The following is a 23,286-nucleotide window of genomic DNA, read 5'->3' as shown; positions in this document are numbered from 1 at the left end:
GCCTTTATCTAAGATCCGCAAGGCCCATCAGGGCATAGGCTGGCGGCATGAGCGCGCGACGCCAGCGCCCCAGTGGGAATTTTTCAGGCGTTTGACACATAGCTGCAGGCAAACCGGCACTCTGCCCCAGGGCCAACCTGGCCAGAGCCCGTCCGCTGTAGGCTCCCATGGCAACGCCATTTCCGTGATAAGCAAAGCCGGCAAACATACCCGGTTGCCCCTGTACAGGTCCAACATAGGGCGTCAACGCACGCGACATACACACCAACCCGGACCACATATGCGTGGCCTCGACCTTCGACCAGGCGGGAAACATCTTTTTGAAATCCTGCTGAACCTTTGCCCGGATTGATGCCTCTGAACGGGCAGAAGAGCGCAACCCACCCCTCATACCAAACAGAAATCGCCCGTCCGGCATCAAGCGGAAATAATGCAGAAGATTACGCGTGTCATAGCACATCTGGGCCGAGGTCCAGCCCTGTTCCAATTGCTCGGTCTGGCTGAGCGGTCGCGTGACCATAACGGTCGATTGTGCCGGCAGGTAACGCCCTGACATCCAATCCGGGATATCTTCGCTGGAATACCCGTTGGTACAAACCAAAACAACTTGCGCATTGACCTGCCCTCCTGGGGTTCGCAATGCAAACCCCGAAGCGGATTTCTTGATACCTAGAACCGGGCTGTTCTGAAACAGATGTGCACCTTTGGTCTTGGCGGCGCGTGCGATCCCGAAAAGGTACTTCCGGGGATTTAACCCAAATCCGACGGGCATCGTGTACCCCCCGTAAAATGCCCCCTCCATTCCCAACGCGGGCAAGTCTTTGGCTTCGTGCACTATGCCGGTCTTGTCTGACTTTTGGCGCAACACATCCATCGCGTGTTTTGAATGCGCAAGTTGGGTTTCACCGTTCGAATGCGTGTCCGCATCAATGTGATACCGCGCCAGAAGATCGGCGACCAACTGCACGGCATCTGCTTCGGCTGTTTCATAGGCCAGCGCCCCGGCGCGACCATGCCGTCGTGCCATCGCGGCATGGTTCAGTTTTGAGCCACCCAAACAGCAAAAGCCGCCATTGCGTCCGGACGCACCCCATCCCGGAGGGCCGGCTTCGAATACCGCAACCGAAGTGGTTTCAGCCAAATGCAAGGCCGCAGAAATCCCCGTAAAACCACCGCCGATCACGGCGACATCTACTTGCAGGTCTTCCTGAACCTCTGGCCAATCGGGGCTGGAAACCGTTTCATCCCACCAACACCCGTCGCGTGGTGCGTTGCTGTACGCGTAGTTCGGAAAAATCCGCTTCATTCGGTGCGCGCGGCGGCCAATTCGTCCTGCCGCTGACGAACCATCGCCCGTTTGGTGACAAGCGAGGCCGTGATGACCCCAACCGTCACCACAGCAATCATGATCGTGGACAGCGCGTTGATTTCCGGGCTTACACCAAGACGTACGGCCGAGAAAATCTTGATCGGCAAGGTTGTCGCAGACGGCCCTGATGTGAAAGACGCAATCACCAGATCATCCAGCGACAAGGTGAAGGCCAGCAACCAGCCCGAAATCACTGCCGGTGCGATGATCGGCAGGGTGACAAGGCGGAAAGCTTGCGCGGGTGAGCATCCGAGATCAAGCGCTGCTTCTTCCAGTGACCGGTCAAATGTGATGAGACGCGAGGATACAACCACCGACACGAAACACATTGAGAAGGTGGTATGCGCCAGAACGATGGTCAGAATTCCTCGATCCAGACCGATGCCGATAAACAGCAGCAACAACGAAAGACCGGTAATCACTTCGGGCATCACCAGCGGCGCGTAGATCATGCCAGAAAACAGCGTCCGACCAAAAAACCGTCCGCTGCGGACCAGCACATAGGCAGCAGCCGTTCCCAAAATGGTTGCCAGTGTTGACGAAAAAACCGCTACCCGGACTGTGACCCAAGCGGCATCCAAAAACGCCTCGTTCTGCAGCAGCTCTCCGTACCACTTAGTTGAAAACCCGGCCCAAACCGTGACCAGCTTGCTTTCGTTGAAGCTGAAAACGATCAGGATGATCATCGGGATGTAAAGGAACGCAAATCCCAGCGTCAGCGAAACAGTATTGAACCAGCTTAACCTGTTCATCCGTCACTCTCCGCCTGTTTCTGCTGGTTGCGCTGGAACAGCACGATGGGAACCACCAAGATCAGTAGCAAGATAATCGCCACTGCACTGGCCACCGGCCAGTCACGGTTCGAGAAGAACTCTTCCCACAACACCTTGCCGATCATCAGTGTGCCCGAACCGCCCAGAAGCGAGGGGATCACGAACTCACCGATCACCGGGATCATCACAAGGAAGCAACCTGCAATGATGCCGGGCTTGGACAGTGGAATGGTCACCAGCCAGAAGGCTTGCAAACGCGAACAGCCCAGATCTTCGGCCGCCTCAATCAGCGATCCGTCCAAACGCTCCAACGCCGAATAAATCGGCAGAATCATGAACGGCAGATAGGTGTAAACGATGCCAATATAGACAGCGGTCGAGGTATTCAGGATCGTCAGCGGCGTCGAAATGAGACCCGTCCACAGCAAGATTTGATTCAGATACCCTTCGTTCGAAAGGATACCCATCCACGCGTAAACCCGGATCAGGAATGAGGTCCAGAAGGGCAGGATCACCAGCATCATAAGCGTTGGCCGCCATTCCTGAGGCGCGCGGGCCATGCCATAGGCGATGGGATAGCCGACGAGCAATGTAAAGAAGGTCGAGATCAAAGCGATCTTGACGCTGGACAGGTAGGCTTTCCAATACAGATCATCCTCAGTCAGCCAGACATAGTTCTCAAAATCCAGTTCGCTTAAAAACTTTTTGATCCCCGCCCAGCCGGCGGACATATCTAGGGTCGGAGTATAAGGCGGGATGGCAAGTGCCGTGTCCGACAGCGATATCTTCAGAACGATGAAGAATGGCACCAGAAACAGTGCCAGCAACCAGACATAAGGGATGGCGATTAGAACGGCGCGGCGCATCAGTTCGCCAGCAAAACCGCAGCCGTCGCTGTCCACGACAGCCAGACCGGGTCTTCCCAAGTGAACGAACGGCGCGATATACGGCGGGTGTTGGCCGTCTGTGCCTTGATGATTGTGCCGTTTGCCAATTCGACGTGATAGGTGGACAGATTGCCCAGATAGGCAATGTCATGAACCTTGCCCTGAACAGCGTTTACCGCATCGGCTGGCCTCTCGGCTGAGATGGTCACCTTCTCGGGGCGGATCGCCAGATGGCAGGACTGACCGTTTGAAAAGCTCGTTGATGATGACGCCGTTATAGGAGCCTGACCTTCGGCCCAATCAATCTGATAAGTATCCTCACCCGATGGGGCTGCACGGCCTTCGATAATGTTCACATCCCCAATGAAATCAGCAACATAAACCGAGGCCGGGTTCTCGTAGATTCGGTCGGGCGTAGCAACCTGCATCAATTGCCCCTGATCCATCACCGCCACTCGACTGGCGACTGTCATGGCCTCTTCCTGATCGTGGGTGACGATCACAAATGTGGTGCCGGTTTTCTCTTGAATATCCATCAATTCGAACTGCGTATCTTGGCGCAGTTTCTTGTCGAGCGCACCCAGCGGTTCGTCCAACAGCAGAAGCTTTGGGGCCTTCGCCAGCGAGCGTGCCAAAGCAACGCGCTGTCGTTGTCCACCTGAAATCTGATGCGGCTTACGGCGGGCAAACTGCTCCAATCGGGTCAGGCGCAGCATTTCTTCAACCCGTTCTTCAAGGTCGTGTTTCGGCATATTGTCCCGACGCAGACCAAACGCGATGTTTTCCCAGACGCTGAGATGCGGGAAAAGAGCATATGACTGGAACATCATGTTCACAGCGCGCTTGTTGGGTGGAATAGGGTCAATATCCTGACCGCCCAACAGGATATGACCTTCGGTTGGGGTTTCGAACCCGGCAAGCATCCGCATCATCGTTGTCTTGCCACATCCCGACGGACCAAGCAGGGCAAAGAATTCACGCTCGAAAATATCCAGTGACAGATTGTCGATCGCCGTGAACTCGCCGAAGCGCTTGGTCACGTTCTGAAACTGGATCAAGGGTTTCGCCTGTGGGTCATCCCACGGCGCAAAGACGTCAGAATTCAAGGCAGCCCCCGCATAGTCAGTTTGGACATTTTGTGTGCGGGGCCGTCATTCGACCGCCCCGCGCCGTGAAACCGGATCAGGTACCTGACTTGATCTTGGTCCAAAGGCGGGTCACGACACGCTGCGTTTTCGCAGGGTAAGGCGTCGTGATGTACAGGTTTTGCATTGTCGTATCATCCGGATAGATTGCCGGATCACCAATCACGTCTTCCTCAAGGAATTCCTGCGAGGCTTTGTTGCCATTGGCGTAGTAGACGTAATTGGACGCGGCAGCCATGTTGTTGGCATCCAGGATGAAATTCAGGAACTTATGCGCGCCTTCCGGATTCGGTGCATCCGCCGGGATCGCCATTTGGTCAAACCACATCAGCGATCCTTCCGCGAACGGATGATATTCGATGTTCACACCGTTCTCGGCTTCGGCTGCGCGGTCTCTTGCCTGCAGGATGTCACCTGACCAACCCACGGCAACGCAAATGTCGCCATTCGCCAGCGCGTTGATGTATTCCGAACTGTGGAATTTTTGGATGTGTGGACGAACGCTCATCAGAACGTCTTCGGCTCTCTTGATCACATCCGGATCGTGGCTGTCCGGGTCTTCACCGATATACTGCAAGGTCATCGGTATCATTTCGGCTGGCGCATCAAGGAAATGAACACCACATGACGCCAGTTTTTCCATGTTCTCTGGCTTCAAAACCAGATCCATGCTGTTCAGTGCCACATCGTCGCCCAAGGCTTCCTTGACCTTGTCGACATTCACACCAATACCCGTGGTGCCCCACATATAGTTAATCGAATAGGCGTTGTTTGGGTCATACCCTGCAGTTCGCTCTTGAATAACGTCCCAAAGGTTGCCCGCATTCGACAGTTTGGCCGCATCCAGTTCCTGAAACGCCCCTGCCTGAATTTGACGTTGAAGGAACGTGCCAGAAGGCACCACCACGTCATAGCCCGAACCACCAGCCAGCATCTTGGTTTCCAGAACCTCGTTGCTGTCAAACACGTCGTAGATGAGGGTCAGACCAGTTTCTTCCTCGAATTTGCTCAGAAGCTCTTCGTCGATGTAGTCGGACCAGTTGTAGACACGCACCTCTTCAGCGAAAGCCGCCGAAGTCCCCAATGCGATGACCGCTGTCATGGTCAGCGTTTTGATTGTCATATTCTTCTCCCTGCAAGTGTACGGCTATTTTCCCGTTTTTTTGGATTTGATCAAGTTTTGCGTTTTCCCTTGATCCAGCGTATGGTTTCACGAGGTCTGTCACCTGACAAGTCAGGGTTAGTCGAAATAGGATGAACCAATTGGATTTGATCAAAAATAAGGCATCTGCAACTCCAACCGACAGCGGAAAACAACCCGCACATGAGCAGGTTTATCAAACCCTCAGATCTCAGATCCTGTTTGGGGAACTGGTCCCGGGGCAGCCCGTCACAATCCAAGGTTTGACTGATTCGCTGGGTGTTGGAATGACCCCGGTACGCGAAGCGATCCGACGGTTGATCTCGGATGGGGCACTGGTATTTCAGGGCAACCGCCGCGTCAGCGTTCCGCTTTTGACCACCGCTGATATCGAGCAAATGATTTTTGCCAGAATTTCAATAGAATCAGAGCTTTCCAGACGCGCAACCGGCAATTTGCAGACGGCAGACATTGATCATCTGGTACGCATCGACAAGCATTTGGATCGTATGATCGCGGATGGCGACGTTGGCGGGTATCTGCGTTTGAACCAAACGTTTCATGAGACACTCTATTCCCATGCCAATGCCGCTATCCTCAGCGACCTTGCCGAACGGCTGTGGTTGCGCTTTGGCCCGTCTTTGCGGGTTGTTTGCGGTCGTTTTGGCACACAGAGCCTTCCTGACCGGCACAAAGATATCATTACCGCGTTGCGCAACGGCGACGCTGAAATGGCGGCAAAAGCAACGGCTCAGGACATTGAGCAAGGTATGGAGCTGATCTCGGAGTCCCTCAATTCCGCCTAAATCCCTCCGATTCGATTGACAGTGTAAAATTTGATCATATTGTGATCCCCAATTGCTTTTGTGGGAGAATCTCGGATGTCCACCATCACCAATCATATGCCGACCGCAGAACTTCAGGCGCTGGATGCAGCGCATCACCTCCATCCGTTTTCCGCCAATGGCGCGCTGGGTCAGGAAGGTGCGCGTGTGATTACCCGTGCCAAAGGGGTTTACCTGACCGATAGTGAGGGTGAAGAGATTTTGGACGCCATGGCAGGTTTGTGGTGCGTCAATATCGGGTACGGTCGCGACGAACTGGCAGAAGTTGCCGCGCGTCAGATGCGTGAACTGCCCTATTACAACACGTTTTTCAAAACGACCCATGTTCCGGCCATTGCACTGGCCGCAAAGATTGCCGAGCTGGCACCGGGCGATCTGAACCACGTCTTCTTTGCTGCGGGCGGGTCCGAGGCCAACGATACAAATATCCGTCTGGTCCGCACCTATTGGGCCGAAAAGGGCCAGCCGGACAAGAACATCATCATCAGCCGTCACAATGCTTATCACGGGTCTTCTGTAGGGTCTGCTTCGCTGGGCGGCATGGCAGGGATGCATGCGCAAGGTGGCATCCCGATCCCGAACATTCATCACATCAACCAACCCAATTGGTGGGCCGAAGGTGGTGACATGTCGCCCGAAGACTTCGGACTGGCCCGTGCTCGCGAGCTGGAAGAGGCTATTCTGGAACTGGGCGAAGACCGCGTCGCCGCCTTTATCGCCGAACCCGTGCAGGGCGCAGGGGGCGTGATCGTCGCGCCGGATACGTATTGGCCGGAAATCCAGCGCATCTGTGACAAGTACGACATTCTTTTGATCGCGGATGAGGTCATCTGCGGATTTGGCCGTACCGGCAATTGGTTCGGCTCGCAAACCGTTGGAATCAAGCCGCATATCATGACCATCGCCAAGGGGCTCAGCTCGGGCTACGCGCCGATCGGCGGGTCCATCGTAAATGATGAGATCGCCCAAGTGATCGGCGGCACCGAGTTCAACCACGGCTACACCTATTCCGGCCACCCTGTCGCCGCTGCTGTGGCGCTGGAGAACCTACGTATCCTCGAAGAAGAGAAGATCGTCGAGCATGTTCGCGACGTAGCCGCCCCTTACCTGAAGGAAAAATGGGAGGCTCTGGCCGATCATCCGCTGGTGGGTGAGGCGAAAATCGTTGGCATGATGGCGTCGATCGCGTTGACCCCAGACAAGGCCAGCCGCGCCAAGTTCGCATCCGAACCGGGCACCGTGGGCTATATTTGCCGCGACCGTTGTTTTGCCAATAACCTGATCATGCGTCATGTGGGCGACCGGATGATTATCTCACCGCCCCTGATCCTGACCCCGGCAGACATCGATGAGATGTTTGTGCGGATCCACAAGTCATTGGATGAAGCGCAAGCCGAGATTATTGCACAGGGTTTAATGAAAGCGGCGTCTTAATCGGCGCGGTCGGGAACACGGTAAAGGCGGCTAGAATGGCCGCCTTTTGTTTTTTGGGCTTGGCCAGATGATACTGTCCAGTTTAGCCCTTGTTAGACATTCCTTATTCTCGGAACGTTAGGATCCTTTGTGTCGCTGAGCCAAGACCTCGAACCCATTCTGGACGTTGTGAAACGAACCGACCCAAGCTTTGCGACGGTCGATCCAAGAAAGATCGACGCCAATATCGAAGCTGCGCGAAAACACGCGTCTCAGAATGCGCGAGAGCAGTTCTTGCTTTCGGCAATGCGCCTCTTAGCCCTTTCCGGCAACGGCCACACACGCCTGATCCCGAACGACGCGATCTCAGTCCTGCCGCTGCGATTTGTGAGCTTTGGGAGATCGGTTTTTCTAACCAAAACCTTTACGCCACTTGCGGAACTTGCGCCCAGTAAGCTGCTCGGCGTTAACGGTACACCTGTAGAAAAGATCGAACGCGCGGCAGCCTCTCTTCTGTCAGGAACACCGCAACGAAAGCGTGTAATTGGACCTTTGATATTTGCCTGGCCAGCAGCGTTGGCCGAACTGGGTTTCGCACCATTCGACCATGAGACACAGTATCACCTTCAAGGCGCTGACGGGCGCAGACACTCAGTAAGTGTGGCGAACGGCGATACTGTTCTGGCGTCAGAAATGTATCCACGGAACGAACACGGCAAAGTCGATCCCCTAAGGAATGACAAAGGGTTCGTGGAAATCCACGACTGTTCTGAAAATGGTCTCGCTTTGAAGCTGCCAAGTTTCTTCGATCCCAGTGAAAGCGCGCTTGCCGAAGCAATCGATAAAGCCGCCACACAGGTTCGGGCCCGCCGCGACAATTTCCTTGTCATCGATGTTCGGAGCAACACCGGGGGCGACTTTTTGGCAACCATGCCTCTGATCGATGCAATCACCGAAAGTACCCAGCGGTGCGGATGTGCGGTGTTGGTGGACAAATTCACCTTTTCTGCAGCAATCGTCTTTGTCGCGATCCTCAGGTATCGGCTTGGGTACAAGCTGACGATCGTCGGTGAAGAAATGGGCGACGGGCTCAAGTTCTTTGCGGAAGGCGGCTTGATCGAATTGCCGAACAGCGGCGCCGTTGTTCGATACTCAACTGCGCTTCACGATTGGGAAACCGGAACGACGGATCAAACGACGCCGTCTGACATCGCCCGTCAGCTCGTGCCTGTCCATAGGCTTGCAATTGATCGGGAATGGTTTTCGACACCGTTTGACACAACGCCTGAGGACACTGCCTACAACAGGCTGGTTGAAGAATTGGCTTAACGCAGTTGCGTCGCGCACAACCGGCTCAAGCAAACATAGACGGCCCGCTACTCGGTCACCTCAACCGATCCAACAGTTTCACAGTCGGATACCCGTCCGGGCGCAACCCCTGTGCCAGCTGATAGGCCCGCACGGCGTTGATCGTATTTGGTCCGGTACGCCCATCAATGCCCTTTGTGTCGAACCCGGCTTCGGTCAGGCGGGTTTGCAGTTCCTTTTTCTCGGAAAAACTCAACACCCGGTCCGCGCGCGGCCAGTTGGATTGAAACGACACGCCTCCGGCAAGTCGGTCAGACAGATGCCCGATACCGATCACATAGGCGTCGGCCCCGTTATACGCTTCGATCACACTGAAATTGTCAAAGATCATCAAGGCAACGCCCTGCCCTCCGGCCGGAAGCAGGATCGCCGCCCGACCGTGGTCTGGAACAGCGTTGCCATCGGTTCCCACAACACCCTGTGCAGCCCATTCGGACGGCATCCGGGTGAAGTCTCGCCGGGCCGAAGCGTAGTCAAAGCCTGCGGGCAACTGCACCTCAACCCCCCAAGGTTGCCCCTTGGTCCAGCCGTGTTGTGCCAGATACGACGCCGCCGAGGCCAGCGCATCCGTTGGATCGTCTGACCAGATGTCGCGACGGCCATCTCCGTCAAAGTCGACCGCATGATCAAGATACGAGGTCGGCATGAATTGCGTGTGGCCCATCGCCCCCGCCCAACTGCCCAACATGTTTGCAGCGCTGACATCACCTGCCTGCACGATCTGCAGGGCAGCGATCAACTGGGCTTCGAAGAACTGAGCACGCCGTGCGTCAAAGGCCAGTGTCGCCAGAGACCTGAGCGTGCGGCTACTGCCACGATAGGACCCAAACGAGGTTTCCAGCCCCCAGATTGCCGTTACAACCTCTTTCTCGACACCATATTCAGCCTCAATCTGCTTCAGCACCTGCCGGTGCCGTTGCATGGCGGCACGCCCGTTTGACAATCGCGTGTCCGAAACCGCCGAATCCAAATAAGCCCAAATCGGCTTCGAGAATTCGGCCTGATTTCGATCCCGCGCAATGATGTCTTCGTCAAAGGTTATATCCGAAAACACCTGAGACAGCGTCCGTTGCGATATTCCCTGCTGCCGCGCCCTATCCTGAAACGCGCTCAGCCAGACCTGAAACCGTGCTGCCGCTGCTGCAGAAACCTGCAGCGCCTCGATCGATGGTCGCGGAACGGGTCGAAGCGAAACAGCCAAGTCTGCCGAAGCCAGCTGTATCGTTTCGCCAAGAGCATCACTGCCCGACCATTTTCCAGTGTCTGTTGTGTCCGCCTGCACCATGGATGCCCATAATGCGACGGTCATGACGCCGCCTACGCATTTATGCATACCGATTTTTCCTGATTACTGCTCAACCCTAAGGTAGCGCAAAATCGGCAAATCACAAAGCGCTCAGGCACCTGTCTCGCAGTCTTGTGCTTCCCGGTCGGCGCGGATGCGAGCCAGCACATCGCGCAGCATCGGCACCCGGTTTGGCCTAAAGCTTTGATCCGTCACGCACATATCCTGCATCCGGTCCAGGCGAAAAACGCGAAAATCCTGCCTCAGATGGCACCAGCTGAGCAACACATTCGAGCGGTCCATATAGACGATGCTAAGCGGATCCACGCGCCGACGCGTGGCCTCTCCCTTTGCGTCGGTATACGAAAACTCTACCGTGCGCTCGTCCCAGGCTGCCTGCCGCAGGGTTGAAGCGTCTATCGTCGGTGCCGGAGGACGATTAAATCGGGTGGCCGCCAGAATTGCGTGACTCAGCCTGTGCGACTGACGCGGTGGCAAGCGGCCCTGCAACTTTCGCAGTGCGGCACTGGCGGCATCCGCCAAGGCCGGGTCACCAATAACCTGTACTTCGCGCAGGCCCAGAACCAGCGCCTCAAGCTCATCATCGGTGAAACCCAGCGGGGGCAATGTTGCATCCTCGATCAGGGTAAACCCAAACCCCGCTTCGCCGTCGATAACGGCCCCCAGACCACGTAGCGCATCGATATCGCGATGGATCGTCCGGGCAGACACATCCAGATCCTGCGCCAGTTGCGCCGAGGTTTTCGGCGACGGGCCAGAACGCAGGGCCTGCATCAATTGGAACAGTCGTGCTGTGCGAGACATGATACACCCTAGCTTAAACCTGATGTCAGTAACTGTCATCAGTGCCGACTAGGTATCAAGCATCCCCTTAGACGGAGCAAAGTGATGCTGACCCTTCTCACCTATCCTTCTGCCTTCGGCCTGTTCAGTGCCAGCCCGTTCTGCGTCAAAACGGCTTTAATGCTGCAACATTCCGGCCAGAAATGGCAGCGCTCTGACATGCTTGATCCCCGAAAGATGCCGCACCAGAAACTACCCGTTCTGCGCACGCCCGATCGGCTGATCCCCGACAGTGACCTGATCCGTGACTGGCTGGAACAAGACCAGGGTGCGGATTTCGATCATGGGCTTACAGATGTTGAAAAAGCGCAATCCCGCGCTTTGGTCAGGATGGCCGAAGAACATCTGTATTTTCACATCGTTCTGGATCGTTGGGGCAATGACGACGTATGGCCGATCCTGCGTGAAACCTTCTTTACCGGGATACCGGCCCTGATCCGCAAGCCGGCGTCCAACGCAATCCGAAAGTCTGTTCTGAAGGGGATCACGTCTCAAGGGATTGGGCGGTTTTCGCTGTCCGAACGGTTGGACAGGGTTGAACGCGATCTCGAGGCGATCTCGGCCTATCTTTGGCAATCCTCCTTCCTGCTGGGGGATCAGCCGACGTCTGCGGACATGAGCGTCGGTCCAATGCTAGCTGCAATGCGCGCAACGCCTGCGGATACCCCGCTGACCCGGCGCATCAAACAGGATAATGTGTTGAACAGTTACGTGGACCGGATGGAACAGGCGATACCCGTTTGAAACCTTTTGATAACCCTAAAGTCGCCGCAGCATTAGAGGCCCTGGCACCGCCCGCGCGCGCAGGGGCCCTTGCGCTGCGTGACCTGATCATTGGCACGGCAACAACTCTGCCCGCCGCCAACCCGCTGCGAGAGGAGCTGCGCTGGGGCCAACCTGCGTACCTGGCGCCCAAAGGATCAACGATCCGGCTGGGGGCACACAAGTCGGCCAATTTCGCACTGTTCGTGCATTGTCAAAGCCGATTGATGGGTGACTTCACTTCAGCCTTCCCGAATGAAGATCGCATTGACGGAACCCGCGCCGTTCTGTTCGACGACCCGCATCAGATAGATCCGAACCGCCACGGGTGGCTGATCGCCCGGGCGCTGACCTATCACCTCTGACGGCGCTTGCGTTCCACCTTGCGTTTGATCTTGTCCTTCTTGCGCTTGGTGCTGACAGCCTTTCGGCGGGTCGCCCGCTTGGAATGACCCCGTCCGCGCGGCAACGCCTGATCGTCAATCGACAAAAGTTCCAGTTCCAGACCGCCAGTAACAGGTGTTGCTTCGGTCAAGCGCACTGTGACACGCTGACCGATGGCGATGATCAGGCCGGTGTCCGACCCCATTAGTGTCCCGGCCTCGCGGTCAAAATGAAAGAACTCACGCCCAAGCGAACGCACAGGTACTAGCCCGTCCGCGCCGGTCTCGTCCATCTTCACGAAGGCCCCGAACCGGGCGATGCCGCTGATCCGACCAGAGAACTCATTGCCCACCCGCTCGCTTAGATAGGCTGCCAGATAGCGGTCAGTTGTGTCCCGCTCGGCCATCATCGAGCGGCGCTCGGTGTCCGAAATGTGCGTGGCTGTCTCGTCCAAGCGCATAATTTCATCCTCGGTCAGCCCGTCCTTGCCCCAGCCATGAGCCGAGATCAACGCGCGATGCACGATCAGGTCGGCATAGCGGCGGATGGGTGAGGTGAAATGTGCATAGTTGTGCAGAGCCAACCCGAAATGTCCGAAGTTTTCAGGGTTATAATAAGCCTGCGCCATCGACCGCAGAGTGGTAAGGTTGATGAGTTCCGCGTCCTCTGTCCCCGCAGCTGCGTTCAGCAATGCGTTCAGATGCCGGGTCTGCAATACCTGCCCCTTGGCCAGGTTCAAACCCGCCGCCTGTGCTGTTTCCCGCAAGCTTTCCAGCTTCTCAGGCGCGGGTTCCTCGTGCACACGGAACAACAGCGGGCGGCGTTTGGCAATCAGGGTTTCAGCAGCGGCGACATTGGCGAGGATCATGAACTCCTCGATCAGCTTATGGGCGTCCAGCCGGTCGCGGAACGCCACGCTCGTCACTTCCCCGGTTTCGGACAGGACGATCTTGCGTTCGGGCAGATCCAGTTCCAGCGGCTGCCGCACCGCACGGGCCTTTTTCAGGGCGGCGTACGCGGCATAGAGCGGTTTCAGCACCGGCTCCAGCAACGGCCCGGTGCGGTCATTCGGGGTGCCGTCAATGGCCTCTTGTACTTCTGTGTAATTCAGCGAGGCCGCCGACCGCATCAGACCACGTACAAACCTGTGCCCAATCTTGTTCCCATCCGCATCGATCTGCATTCGCACAGCGATACAGGCACGCGGCACCCCTTCGTGCAGGGAACACAAATCGCCCGACAAGCGATCCGGCAGCATCGGAACCACACGATCCGGGAAATAGCTGGAGTTACCTCGCTTTCGCGCCTCACGATCCAGGGCCGTTCCGGGCTGCACATAAGCGGCGACATCGGCTATGGCGACCCAGATCACGTGCCCGCCGGGGTTCTTGGGATCGTCGTCGGCATGAGCATAGCATGCATCGTCATGATCCCGCGCATCCGAGGGGTCGATGGTCAACAGCGGCATATCCCGCAGGTCTTCGCGGCCTTTCAAACCAACAGGCTTGGCCTTGTCAGCCTCATCGATCACTTTGTCGGGGAAATCGTCCGGGATGCCATGCTGATGAATCGCGATCAGTGACACCGCCTTGGGCGCGGTCGGATCACCCAAGCGTTCGACAATGCGCGCCCGCGGCAGACCCATGCGGTTTTTAGGTCCCGCCTGTTCAGCTTCGACCAACTCGCCGTCTTTGGCGCCCAAAACCGCGCCTTCAGGCACCAGCCATTCAGAAGAGCTTGCCTTGTCGATGGGCACAATCCGCCCGCCCTCGGCCCCCTTGCGGAAGATACCGACGATCTTGCGCGGATTAGTACCGATGCGGCGGATCAGGCGGGCCTCGTAATTGTGATCTTCTTCATGCACCACAGTCAGGCGGGCCAGAATTCGGTCGCCTTCACCTAATGCCGGATCGCTTGCGCGGGTGATCAGCAGAACGATGGGCTCGACACCTTCGCCATGCCATTCCAGAGGACGCGCGAACAGGTCACCATCCTCATTCGGGACCTTCACCTGCAACACACTGACCGGCGGCAGGCGATCCGGGTCACGATAGCTGCGCTTGCGCTTTTCCAGATGCCCTTCTGCCTCAAGCTCTTTGAGAATGCGCTTGAGATCGATCCGATCCGCGCCCTTGATGCCAAAGGCTTTGGCGATATCGCGTTTCGACGTCAGGGTTGGGTTCGCCGAGATCCAGTCAAGGACCTCCTGCTTGGTGGGGATGCGAGTCATATCTTCGGCCTATCACGCGTTTGCGACCGCGTCATGATCAAAAAACTTCAGGCTTTCAGATCGGCCACCGTATCCACATCGCGCAGGTGATCCAGCAACGAGACCCGCGTGCCGGGAACCGTGGCCAACGTGTCCGACAAAGCGTGTTCCGTCGACCAGCGCACATTGCGAAACAAACCCGTCGGCAGAGCAGCGTAACGTTGCGCGCCGACCAGCCAGTAACCGCCATCCGGTGCAGGGCCAAACACCATTTGAGACCGCCCTAGCGCATCAAAAGCACCGGCAATATGCTTGCGCGTAATCCCCGGAATATCGGCACCGATCAGGCAAACCGGGCCTTTGGGCATGCCCCGCAGCATGCGACCCATTCGGTGTCCAAGATCACCACGCCCCTGTCCCGCGCGCGGCAGGTCAGCTGGCCAGATACGGCTGGTCAGACCCTCGGCATCTGGCGCCACGGCAAGGACGATTTGCCAACGCGGATCACGCAGCCGACGGATCAAAGACCGGGTCTGATGCCGGAACCACCAGGCCGCACCAACCATGCCGATATCACGCCCCAGCCGCGTTTTCACACGACCAGGACGCGGCTCTTTCACCATGATCACCAATGTGCGCTGCATGGCTTAGGCAAAATAGTCCTTCAGGATACGCATATAGATCGCCTTGAGCTGTTCGATCTGGGCCACTTCAACGCATTCATCCACCTGGTGCATGGTGCGCCCGACCAGCCCGAACTCGACCACCGGGCAGTGGTTTTTGACGAAACGCGCATCCGATGTGCCCCCTGTTGTCGACAACTCGGGCGTGACACCGGTTTCCGCTTCGACCGCTTTGGCCACCAGATCAGACAGTGGCCCCGGCGGGGTCAGAAAGCTTTCGCCGGAAATCTTGATTTTCACGTCCACCTTAACGCCATACTCGGCAGCCACATGATCGGCCTCTGATCGCAACCAATCGCTTAGGCTTGCACCGGAATGCAGTTCGTTGAAACGGATATTCACCGCGCCGCTGCACCGGGCTGGGATCACGTTGGTGGCAGCGTTCCCGGTGTCGATCGTAACAACTGCCAATGTAGAGGCGTCGAAGTGGTCCGTGCCCTGATCCAGCTCGTGACTTGCCAGCCGATCCATCAGCCGCGCAATCGCAGGTAAAGGGTTCTTGGCCCGATGCGGATAGGCCGAATGCCCCTGAACGCCGGTGATCTGAAACCATGCCGTCATCGAGCCACGACGGCCGATCTTCATCATCTCGCCCATCGTGTTCGGGCATGTGGGCTCACCGACCAGACAGACCGACATGCGCTCATCCGCGCTGCTCATGTAGTCAAGTAAGGCGGTGGTGCCGTCCAGCGCATCACCTTCTTCATCACCCGTGATGGTCAGGATGATGGCCCCGTCCGGCGGCGTGTCGCGCACGAAATCCACCGCGGCGGCGGCAAAGGCCGCAACGCCTGATTTCATATCGGTAGTGCCGCGCCCGTACATCACACCATCCCGCACCTCGGCCCCGAAAGGCGGCATCGTCCAGGCCGCTTCGTCGCCTGTCGGAACAACATCGGTATGGCCGTTGAACCCAAAGCTGCGCGCATGGCCTTTCTGGCCCCACCGAGCGAACAGGTTACTGATGCCCCCACGGTCGACGCGCGTGCATTCAAAGCCCGCATCCGACAGAACCGACCCAAGCAATTCAAGCGCTCCACCCTCTTCAGGTGTGACCGATGGGCAACGGATCAGGTCGGCTGTCAATTGAACGGGGTCGGTCATGCAGGGGCCTCAGAAACTACGTCTTTTGCGGGTTCGCGCACAGATTCAACGAATTGGCCGGTTTTCCAACCCCAATCGACAAAAAAATCGATCACCTGAATGCAAAGGTGTCAAAGCGACACCCCAACCCCTTATGACAATTTACCCAGCGACCACCTTGCCGTGCGCCGCACAATCGCGTTACAGGGCCGCGAAACAGGTGAATTGAATATGAAGCGCGCTTTATACGCTCTGATCTGCCTGACTTTCGCCGTCATCGCACAGCAGAGCCTGGCACAGTCCCTTTCTGTCACAACCGTGACCCGCCCTCCGTTTTCCTATGTCGAAGACGGGGCCGAAACGGGTTTCTCGATGGACTTGCTGGCTGCACTGGCTGAGTCCCTGAATTGGGATTACACCGTCAACCGCGTGGATGCCTTTGCAGACATGCTGGGCGCTGTGCAGGATGGGTCTGCTGACCTTGCCATCGCCAATATCTCGATCACGGCGATGCGTGAAACGCAAATGGATTTCAGCCAGCCGATCTTTGAGGCCGGGCTGCAGATCATGGTGCCGTCAGACGCAGTGCGCCAGCCTTCCTTGGTACAGGCACTGCTGTCCAAAGAACTCTTCATCGCTATCGGTCTGGCCTTTGCCATTCTCCTTGGCGGCGGCATGTTGATGTGGAGCTTTGAGCGCCGCGCCCAACCCTATTTTGACCGCAAACTGAACGAAGCCTGGTTTCCATCGTTCTGGTGGGCGCTGAACCTGGTTGTGAATGGCGGCTTCGAGGAACGTATGCCCCGTACCCCGTTTGGGCGAATGTTGGGGGTTGTGCTGGTTGTATCGTCATTGTTCATCGTATCGGTCTTTACCGCACGCATCACCTCGGTCATGACGGTGGACGCGATTACCGGTAGTGTAAACTCGGTTAACGATCTCTACGGTAAAAATGTCGGCACCATTTCCAACTCGACCGCGGCAAGTTTTCTAAACCGGCGTGAGATCGAATTCACCGGCTATCCCGGACTGGAGCAGATGCTGGACGCCTTCAAGGCCGAGGAACTTGACGCGGTCGTGTTTGACGCGCCTGTTCTGTCCTATTTCGCCTCGCATGAGGGGCGGCGGATCGCGTCCATGACAGGTGGCATCTTCCTGCGCGAAAACTATGGCGTCGCCTTCCCGACAGGCTCACCGCTGGTCGAGGATGTCAATCAGGCCCTGCTGGCACTGCGCGAAGACGGAACCTATGACGAAATTTATCGCAAATGGTTCGGGATGCGGAACTAGGCTTCTGCCTCGTCTCCAAAAAACGGCGTCATCTGCGCAACGATTACAGCATTTTCGTCCAGCGCGCGCTGCATTAGGGCACGTTCGTCCGGTTCGATATCGTGACCCTGCGCCTCGCGTTCGGCTAGTGTGCCATACCCGGTGACGTCCAACGGTGCCGTGTCGGCCTGCTTCAGTATCGCTACCGTTTCGCGCACGGCCTCGGCCTCGTCGACGCCACTGGCATAGCAGATCAACGCCGCGCCGGTCGCCCCTTCGGGCAGCCCGTCACCATCCTTGCGGCCGATCTGGACCAGAAGAGTATAAACTTGCTGACGCGAAGGTTTCTTTTGCTTTTCCATGCGCAGGGCCATAGCTGCGTGCCCGCCGACGGTCAAGAAGCCCGGAATTGCAGACGGGCAATCTGGCGTCCATAGTACCGGTAAACAGCCGAACCATGACAACACAGGACAATTTCATGACCTATCCCGATTTCATCACAGCCTTTCCCAGCCTTGATGTCCCGTTCCCGGAAGACGTCGTTCAAACCGCCGTGATACGGTCGGATGCAGGATTGGTCGCGTTTTTCACGTTTCTCAAGGACTTCGAACTGCCTGCACATGCCCACAAAGCCCAATGGGGAACGGTAATTGAAGGCGAAGTTGAACTGACTATCGGTGCAGAGACCAAAACATACCGCCCGGGCGACAGCTATTCGATCCCATCGGGGGTCGAACATGGCGGTAAGATCAAGGCGGGTACTCGGGTGATCGACGTTTTTGAAGAACCGGACCGCTATCCGATCAAAGTCTGAATCACAAAAAAAGGGCTGCTGCAAAAGCGACAGCCCTTCATTGATGTTTTGGCGGTTTTAGTCGCGCAGCAGCTCGTTGATGCCTGTTTTTGAGCGGGTCTTTTCATCCACCCGCTTCACGATCACGGCGCAGTACAGGCTGATGTTATTCTTCGAAGGCATCGAACCGGCAACGACCACCGAATAGGGCGGCACTTCGCCATAGGTGACTTCACCAGTTTCACGGTCGACGATCTTGGTGGATTTGCCGATGAACACGCCCATGCCCAGAACCGAACCTTCGCGGACGATACAACCTTCGACCACTTCCGAACGTGCACCGATAAAGCAGTTGTCCTCGATGATGGTCGGGCCAGCTTGCATCGGCTCCAGCACGCCGCCAATGCCGACACCACCGGACAGATGAACGTTTTTGCCAATCTGCGCGCAGGATCCGACCGTGGCCCATGTATCAACCATGGTGCCTTCGTCGACATAAGCGCCCAGGTTCACAAAAGACGGCATCAGAACGGCGCCAGGCGCGATATAAGCAGACTTGCGGACAACGCAGTTCGGAACGGCGCGGAACCCGGCTGCTTGCCATTGGCTTGCGTCCCAACCGGCGAACTTGCTGTCCACCTTGTCCCACCAGCCGCCAGCCTGCGGACCACCGGACTGGATTTCCATATCCTTGATGCGGAAGCCCAACAGAACCGCTTTCTTGGCCCACTGGTTCACATGCCAGTCGCCATTCTCAAGCTTTTCCGCAACGCGCAGCGACCCGCTGTCCAGCGCGTTCAGCGTATCCTCGATCGCTTCACGCTGTTCGCCGGTGGTGGCGGGCGTGATTGTGTCGCGCGCCTCCCAGGCGGCTTCGATGGCGGCTTCCAGTTGCGCGTTGGACATGGGGCGTCTCCCTACAGAATCTGTTCGTGTCGGTTTGGCCTATACGCAAGTGGAACCCATGGCGCAATGCGACGAACACAGGTCATTTTGCGTCTGAAAGGTCTGGAATCAGCTGGCGCGGCGGATATGGCGGGTTAGGATACCTTTTGCAGTGCTTAGGTCCTTGCGCTTGAGGGCCTGAACAAGTGCCGCATGATCCTTGTCCACCTGTTGCACCCATTTTGACCGCCAATGCGCAAACAGATGACGGGCGCTTGCGATGTGCAGATCGTCGATGGCGTGTAAAAGCCGGGGCAAGCCGCACGGCGTCAAAATGGCGCGATGGAAGGCTCGGTTCAAGGCTTCCCATTGCGGCATAGTCTGCGCCTCATCACAGGCGATGCGTGCGTGATCGATCTTGTCCAACGCGACCGGAGACATGTTCTGCACCGATTGCTGCAACGCCAGGGTTTCCAGCGCCACGCGCATTTCGATCACCTCGCGCACCTCAGCCGGGTCCAGCGCAGTGACGCGCATCCCGCGGCGAGGCTCATGCAGGGCCAACCCGTGTGCTTCGAGCCGCAACAAGGCTTCACGTACAGGGACATGGCTGGTGTCAAACTGGCGGGCAATATGGTCCTGCCGCAGCTTTTCCCCGGCCTCAAGCTCTCCGGTGATGATTTGCTGGCTCAGGCTTTGATAGATCGTGTCGGAAATCGTAGCGGACATGGATTATAGATAAAATCCGCCCTACCCGTTCACAAGCCGATAATTCACCCTGCAAACGGGTCCGGTGCAATATTTGCGCCGCACAGCAGAACGGCAACACGCTCATCCGGTTCGGGCTGGTAGACACCCGACGTCAATGCTGCGAGGGCTGCTGCGCCTGCGGGCTCCACCAAAATGCGGTGGTTCCGCCAAAGCGCCTTTTGCGCATCCGCTATCGCGTCGTCCGACACCAGAACCGAGCTCATCCCCTGCGCCAGATCGAAACAGATCTGTCCGATCCGCCGCGCACCCAGAGCATTGGCTGCAATTCCCGAGACCGAGACATCCACCGGCTCACCCGCCTGTAAGGCAGCGTTCAAGGCGCAAGAGGTTTCAGGTTCGACCGCCACAACCTTGCGCGCGCTGTCAAACCACGCCAGGGCACCGGCAATCAGACCGCCGCCACCGACCGCAACCAGAACCGTATCGGCCTGCAATCCCTGAGCATCCCATTCGGCAAAACAAGTCCCTTGCCCTGCCACTGTAGCCGGTGCGTCATAGGCGTGAATTTGCATGGCGCCCGTAGCCGCCTCATGCTCCTGCGCCGCGGTCAGCGCGTTGGCGTATTCGCCAGATACAACACTCAAGTCTGCGCCAGTTTGCCGGATCAACGCTATTTTCGACGGGCCTGCCAGTTCTGGCACGAATATCTTGGCGGGATAGCCCAACGTCTGCGCGGCATACGCCGCCGCCGCACCATGATTGCCACCAGACGCCGCAACCAAACCGGCTTGTGGCACCTCCATGCTGAGCAGCGTGTTGAACGCCCCCCGCGCCTTGAAACTGCCAGTGTGCTGCATGTGCTCCAGCTTCAGCTCGATCGGATAGCCCGGAATGCGGCTTTCCATCACTGGGGTCACTTGTGCATATCCGGCGATACGGTCGCGGGCTTTTGAAATTTCACTTTTCCAATTCATTCTTGTCTTTCCGTGACTGGCGCTCTGATCGCGAACCCTATAGCTGTTTGTCAAACACGCAAGCAGGGATCGATCACCTATGAGAGAAGACCGCCACAACCCGTTCCGCGACGCGCAGACCGACCGCTCGACCGCGAGTGAGGTTCCGGACACGCCGCAGACGCGTTCACCTGCCTATCGCCTTGCCTTTGCCGATGACGAATTCCTGTGCCGGGACGAATTGCGCCCGGTGCGTCTGCAACTGGAATTGCTGAAGCCCGAGATGATCATGACCGAGCGCGACATCACCTCGACCATTGTGATGTTCGGCGGCGCGCGCATTCCGGAACCGTCGCAGAAACACACCGCTCGAACAGAGACTTTGGCCGGGTTGTCACAATATTACGATGAGGCGCGTGAGTTCTCGCGGCTAATGACCGAAAAGTCAAACGAAACCGGATGCCGTGAGAACGTCATCGTCACCGGCGGTGGTCCCGGTGTGATGGAGGCCGGAAACCGTGGCGCGCAGGACGCGGGTGGGTGTTCGATCGGCTTGAATATCGTGCTGCCGCATGAACAGGCGCCGAACCTCTATGTGACGCCGGACCTCAGCTTCAACTTCCATTACTTTGCCATTCGCAAGATGCATTTCCTGATGCGCGCCCGCGCCATCACCATCTTCCCCGGCGGTTTTGGCACCATGGATGAACTGTTCGAATCCCTGACCCTGATCCAGACCGGGCGGATGGACCGCGTGCCCTTCCTGCTGTTTGGCCGCGAATTCTGGGAAAAGGTCATCAATTGGGAAGCGCTGGCCGATGCCGGCACCATCTCGGACGAAGACCTCGACCTGTTCCGCTTTGTCGACACTGCGCAAGAGGCGGTCGAGATCATCGAGAACTGGGAACCCGCCCCGCCCCGCGACGAAATTCCGGGGCGCTGAGCTATGGCTTCTAAAACCGGAGAGATGCTGCACCTGCGCGGCAACGCGTTGAACGCCGGTGAGCCGGTAACCCTGCCGCTGACCCAAAGCAGCATGTACCACCTGCCCGGCGTGACAGAAGGTTTGCGCACCTATGGCCGCGTCGACAACCCAACCTGGGAGCATCTGGAACATGTTCTGGCCCATCTGGAGGACGCACCCTGCCTGACATTCCCTTCGGGGATGGCAGCGATCTCGGCAGCGTTGTTCGCGACCCTCAAGGCCGGATCACGCCTGCTGATCCCGTCGGACGGGTACTACGTGACACGCCTGCTGGCCAATCGTTTCCTTTCACGTCTGGACGTGACCGTTGAGGAACGACCCACTACCGCCTTTACCAACGGCGGTTTTGGTGGGTTCGATGTTGTCTTTGTAGAAAGCCCCTCGAACCCCGGTTTGGATATGATCGATCTGGCAGTGGTTGCCGAACAGGTGCGCGCCGCCGGGGGAGTGACCATTGCCGACAACACGACGATGACCCCGCTGGGTCAACGCCCACTGGAACTGGGCATTGATGTGGTTGTCTCGTCAGATACCAAGGCGATGGGCGGGCATTCCGACATGCTGATGGGCCATGTGGCCTGCCGCAACAACGATATCATGGAACGGGTCGAGGAATGGCGAAAAGTGTCCGGATCAATCCCCGGACCGCATGAGGCGTGGCTGCTGCATCGCGGGCTGGAAACGCTGGATGTACGCTTCGACCGCATGTGTAGCTCGGCACAGGTATTAGCGGTACAATTGGCGGCACACCCCGCAGTGAAACAGGTCCGCTATCCAGGTCTGCCGGGCGATCCATCCCACAAGCTGGCGCAGGCACAGACGGCGCGCTTCGGGTTTCTGCTGTCCCTGACACTGGAAAGTGAAGAGAAAGCCGAAGCCTTCATCAACGATTGCCCTCTTCTTCGCCCCGCCACTTCTTTCGGAGGGGTCCACAGTTCAGCCGAACGTCGCGCGCGCTGGGGCGACGATGTCGATCCCGCCTTCATCCGCCTGTCCGTCGGATGCGAACCTGTAGAAGAACTGTGGCAAGCCATCGAGGCCAGCTTGAACGCGCTGTGATTACTTCTTGGTTTCGCGCAGCTCTTTGAACACGTAGATCGGCAGCACAACGCTGGCGATCAGCGCCCCCAGCCAGACCAACAGCGTTGCTCCCAACAGGTTCGCAACCCCACCTACGGTCAGCCCAGCGGTTATCAGATCAGTCACCAACAGGCCCACAAAGGTCACTATCAAAGCAATCCCGCCCTTCAGCGCAGGCGCTTTCTTTTCACCCAGCTTCAGGATCAGGGGTTCGGCAATCAGCTGCACCACGGTGAAGACGATTACAACGACGATGAAAGAGATCGGCTTGATCGCAAATCCTGACAGTATCAGCGAGGCAAGCAACAACCCAATGGCATTCCCCGCCAGCAAGGCCAAAGCCGATTTTATTCTACGCGACATGTGACGATCTCCGTCAATCAACAATTAGAAGCATGC

24 protein-coding genes are annotated in these 23,286 nt (G+C 57.4%); 9 read left to right on the top strand and 15 right to left on the bottom strand.

From position 1 onward, the window contains the following. Positions 1-4 precede the first annotated feature (4 nt). The 5 genes from GS636_RS15125 to GS636_RS15105 all read right to left on the bottom strand — a co-directional run bounded on the left by GS636_RS15125 (position 5) and on the right by GS636_RS15105 (position 5,297). The gene (locus tag GS636_RS15125) at positions 5-1,306 is read right to left on the bottom strand and encodes an FAD-binding oxidoreductase (protein WP_171670337.1); all 1,302 of its coding nucleotides are present in this window, start codon (positions 1,304-1,306) and stop codon (positions 5-7) included. Beyond that, positions 1,303-2,121, bottom strand: coding sequence for an ABC transporter permease (locus GS636_RS15120; protein WP_171095769.1), 819 nt, complete (start codon positions 2,119-2,121; stop codon positions 1,303-1,305). Before GS636_RS15120 ends, GS636_RS15125 begins: the two co-directional genes overlap by 4 nt. Next, positions 2,118-3,008 (bottom strand): ABC transporter permease subunit, encoded by an 891-nt coding sequence (locus GS636_RS15115; RefSeq protein ID WP_171670334.1) that lies wholly within the window; start codon positions 3,006-3,008, stop codon positions 2,118-2,120. The genes GS636_RS15120 and GS636_RS15115 overlap by 4 nt, the downstream gene beginning before the upstream one ends. After that, complete coding sequence (locus tag GS636_RS15110; RefSeq protein ID WP_171670332.1) at positions 3,008-4,135, bottom strand: ABC transporter ATP-binding protein; 1,128 nt, start codon at positions 4,133-4,135, stop codon at positions 3,008-3,010. Before GS636_RS15110 ends, GS636_RS15115 begins: the two co-directional genes overlap by 1 nt. A gap of 76 nt (positions 4,136-4,211) precedes the next feature. After that, entirely contained in the window at positions 4,212-5,297 is a 1,086-nt protein-coding gene (locus GS636_RS15105) for a polyamine ABC transporter substrate-binding protein (RefSeq protein WP_171670330.1), read from the bottom strand. A 140-nt stretch (positions 5,298-5,437) separates the two neighbouring features. On the opposite strand from GS636_RS15105, the gene GS636_RS15100 reads away from it, so the two are divergent. From GS636_RS15100 to GS636_RS15090, 3 genes are all read left to right on the top strand, one after another. Next, positions 5,438-6,121 carry a GntR family transcriptional regulator gene (locus GS636_RS15100; RefSeq protein WP_253762823.1) on the top strand — a complete coding sequence of 228 codons (684 nt, stop codon included), beginning with the start codon at positions 5,438-5,440 and terminating at the stop codon, positions 6,119-6,121. A gap of 75 nt (positions 6,122-6,196) precedes the next feature. Continuing rightward, a complete protein-coding gene (locus GS636_RS15095) occupies positions 6,197-7,594 on the top strand; it encodes an aspartate aminotransferase family protein (protein ID WP_171095759.1) in 1,398 nt (465 codons plus the stop codon). 129 nt (positions 7,595-7,723) lie between these two features. After that, on the top strand, positions 7,724-8,902 hold the full coding sequence (locus tag GS636_RS15090) for a peptidase S41 (RefSeq protein ID WP_171670326.1): 1,179 nt from the start codon (positions 7,724-7,726) through the stop codon (positions 8,900-8,902). Between the two features lie 55 nt (positions 8,903-8,957). Here GS636_RS15090 and GS636_RS15085 read toward each other — a convergent pair whose 3' ends face one another. Next, positions 8,958-10,250: a lytic murein transglycosylase gene (locus GS636_RS15085; protein ID WP_253762821.1), complete on the bottom strand. Its 1,293-nt coding sequence runs from the start codon at positions 10,248-10,250 to the stop codon at positions 8,958-8,960. An 87-nt stretch (positions 10,251-10,337) separates the two neighbouring features. Then, positions 10,338-11,051 carry a YafY family protein gene (locus tag GS636_RS15080; RefSeq protein ID WP_171095754.1) on the bottom strand — a complete coding sequence of 238 codons (714 nt, stop codon included), beginning with the start codon at positions 11,049-11,051 and terminating at the stop codon, positions 10,338-10,340. A gap of 84 nt (positions 11,052-11,135) precedes the next feature. Between GS636_RS15080 and GS636_RS15075 the strand changes: the two genes are divergently transcribed. After that, positions 11,136-11,834 (top strand): glutathione S-transferase family protein, encoded by a 699-nt coding sequence (locus GS636_RS15075; RefSeq protein ID WP_171188571.1) that lies wholly within the window; start codon positions 11,136-11,138, stop codon positions 11,832-11,834. Then, the gene (locus tag GS636_RS15070; RefSeq protein WP_171670321.1) at positions 11,831-12,217 is read left to right on the top strand and encodes a DUF1801 domain-containing protein; all 387 of its coding nucleotides are present in this window, start codon (positions 11,831-11,833) and stop codon (positions 12,215-12,217) included. The genes GS636_RS15075 and GS636_RS15070 overlap by 4 nt, the downstream gene beginning before the upstream one ends. On the opposite strand, the gene rnr is transcribed toward GS636_RS15070, so the two are convergent. From rnr to dapE, 3 genes are read right to left on the bottom strand one after another with little or no spacing between them, the layout of a single operon-like run. Further along, on the bottom strand, positions 12,208-14,466 hold the full coding sequence (rnr, locus tag GS636_RS15065; RefSeq protein ID WP_171670318.1) for a ribonuclease R: 2,259 nt from the start codon (positions 14,464-14,466) through the stop codon (positions 12,208-12,210). The two genes, GS636_RS15070 and rnr, sit on opposite strands and share 10 nt — an antisense overlap. 47 nt (positions 14,467-14,513) lie before the next feature. After that, complete coding sequence (locus tag GS636_RS15060; RefSeq protein WP_171670315.1) at positions 14,514-15,089, bottom strand: TIGR04282 family arsenosugar biosynthesis glycosyltransferase; 576 nt, start codon at positions 15,087-15,089, stop codon at positions 14,514-14,516. 3 nt (positions 15,090-15,092) lie between these two features. Continuing rightward, positions 15,093-16,232: a succinyl-diaminopimelate desuccinylase gene (gene dapE / locus GS636_RS15055; RefSeq protein WP_171670313.1), complete on the bottom strand. Its 1,140-nt coding sequence runs from the start codon at positions 16,230-16,232 to the stop codon at positions 15,093-15,095. A gap of 210 nt (positions 16,233-16,442) precedes the next feature. Between dapE and GS636_RS15050 the strand changes: the two genes are divergently transcribed. Further along, on the top strand, positions 16,443-17,501 hold the full coding sequence (locus tag GS636_RS15050) for a transporter substrate-binding domain-containing protein (RefSeq protein WP_171670311.1): 1,059 nt from the start codon (positions 16,443-16,445) through the stop codon (positions 17,499-17,501). Here GS636_RS15050 and GS636_RS15045 read toward each other — a convergent pair. After that, entirely contained in the window at positions 17,498-17,854 is a 357-nt protein-coding gene (locus tag GS636_RS15045) for a hypothetical protein (protein WP_253284805.1), read from the bottom strand. The two genes, GS636_RS15050 and GS636_RS15045, sit on opposite strands and share 4 nt — an antisense overlap. 104 nt (positions 17,855-17,958) lie before the next feature. Between GS636_RS15045 and GS636_RS15040 the strand changes: the two genes are divergently transcribed. Beyond that, positions 17,959-18,294, top strand: a complete 336-nt coding sequence (locus GS636_RS15040; protein WP_171670308.1) for a cupin domain-containing protein — start codon at positions 17,959-17,961, stop codon at positions 18,292-18,294. A gap of 57 nt (positions 18,295-18,351) precedes the next feature. Here GS636_RS15040 and dapD read toward each other — a convergent pair whose 3' ends face one another. The 3 genes from dapD to GS636_RS15025 all read right to left on the bottom strand — a co-directional run bounded on the left by dapD (position 18,352) and on the right by GS636_RS15025 (position 20,843). Next, positions 18,352-19,179, bottom strand: coding sequence for a 2,3,4,5-tetrahydropyridine-2,6-dicarboxylate N-succinyltransferase (gene dapD / locus GS636_RS15035; protein WP_171105853.1), 828 nt, complete (start codon positions 19,177-19,179; stop codon positions 18,352-18,354). A gap of 108 nt (positions 19,180-19,287) precedes the next feature. Then, positions 19,288-19,887 carry a GntR family transcriptional regulator gene (locus GS636_RS15030; protein ID WP_171095734.1) on the bottom strand — a complete coding sequence of 200 codons (600 nt, stop codon included), beginning with the start codon at positions 19,885-19,887 and terminating at the stop codon, positions 19,288-19,290. A 44-nt stretch (positions 19,888-19,931) separates the two neighbouring features. Further along, a complete protein-coding gene (locus GS636_RS15025) occupies positions 19,932-20,843 on the bottom strand; it encodes a threonine/serine dehydratase (RefSeq protein WP_171670305.1) in 912 nt (303 codons plus the stop codon). A gap of 79 nt (positions 20,844-20,922) precedes the next feature. Here GS636_RS15025 and GS636_RS15020 point away from each other — a divergent pair, with 79 nt between their 5' ends. Continuing rightward, on the top strand, positions 20,923-21,765 hold the full coding sequence (locus GS636_RS15020; RefSeq protein WP_171188552.1) for a TIGR00730 family Rossman fold protein: 843 nt from the start codon (positions 20,923-20,925) through the stop codon (positions 21,763-21,765). A gap of 3 nt (positions 21,766-21,768) precedes the next feature. Then, on the top strand, positions 21,769-22,866 hold the full coding sequence (locus tag GS636_RS15015) for a cystathionine gamma-lyase (RefSeq protein WP_171670303.1): 1,098 nt from the start codon (positions 21,769-21,771) through the stop codon (positions 22,864-22,866). Here the strand turns inward: GS636_RS15015 and GS636_RS15010 are convergent, their stop codons facing one another. Then, positions 22,867-23,250, bottom strand: a complete 384-nt coding sequence (locus GS636_RS15010; protein WP_171670300.1) for a hypothetical protein — start codon at positions 23,248-23,250, stop codon at positions 22,867-22,869. Between the last annotated feature and the right edge of the window lie 36 nt (positions 23,251-23,286).

The sequence above is a fragment of the Ruegeria sp. HKCCD4884 genome (assembly GCF_013110855.1).
GTDB lineage: Bacteria > Pseudomonadota > Alphaproteobacteria > Rhodobacterales > Rhodobacteraceae > Ruegeria.
Note: the sequence above shows the minus strand (reverse complement) of the source record. Positions and strands in the feature narration are given on the sequence as shown.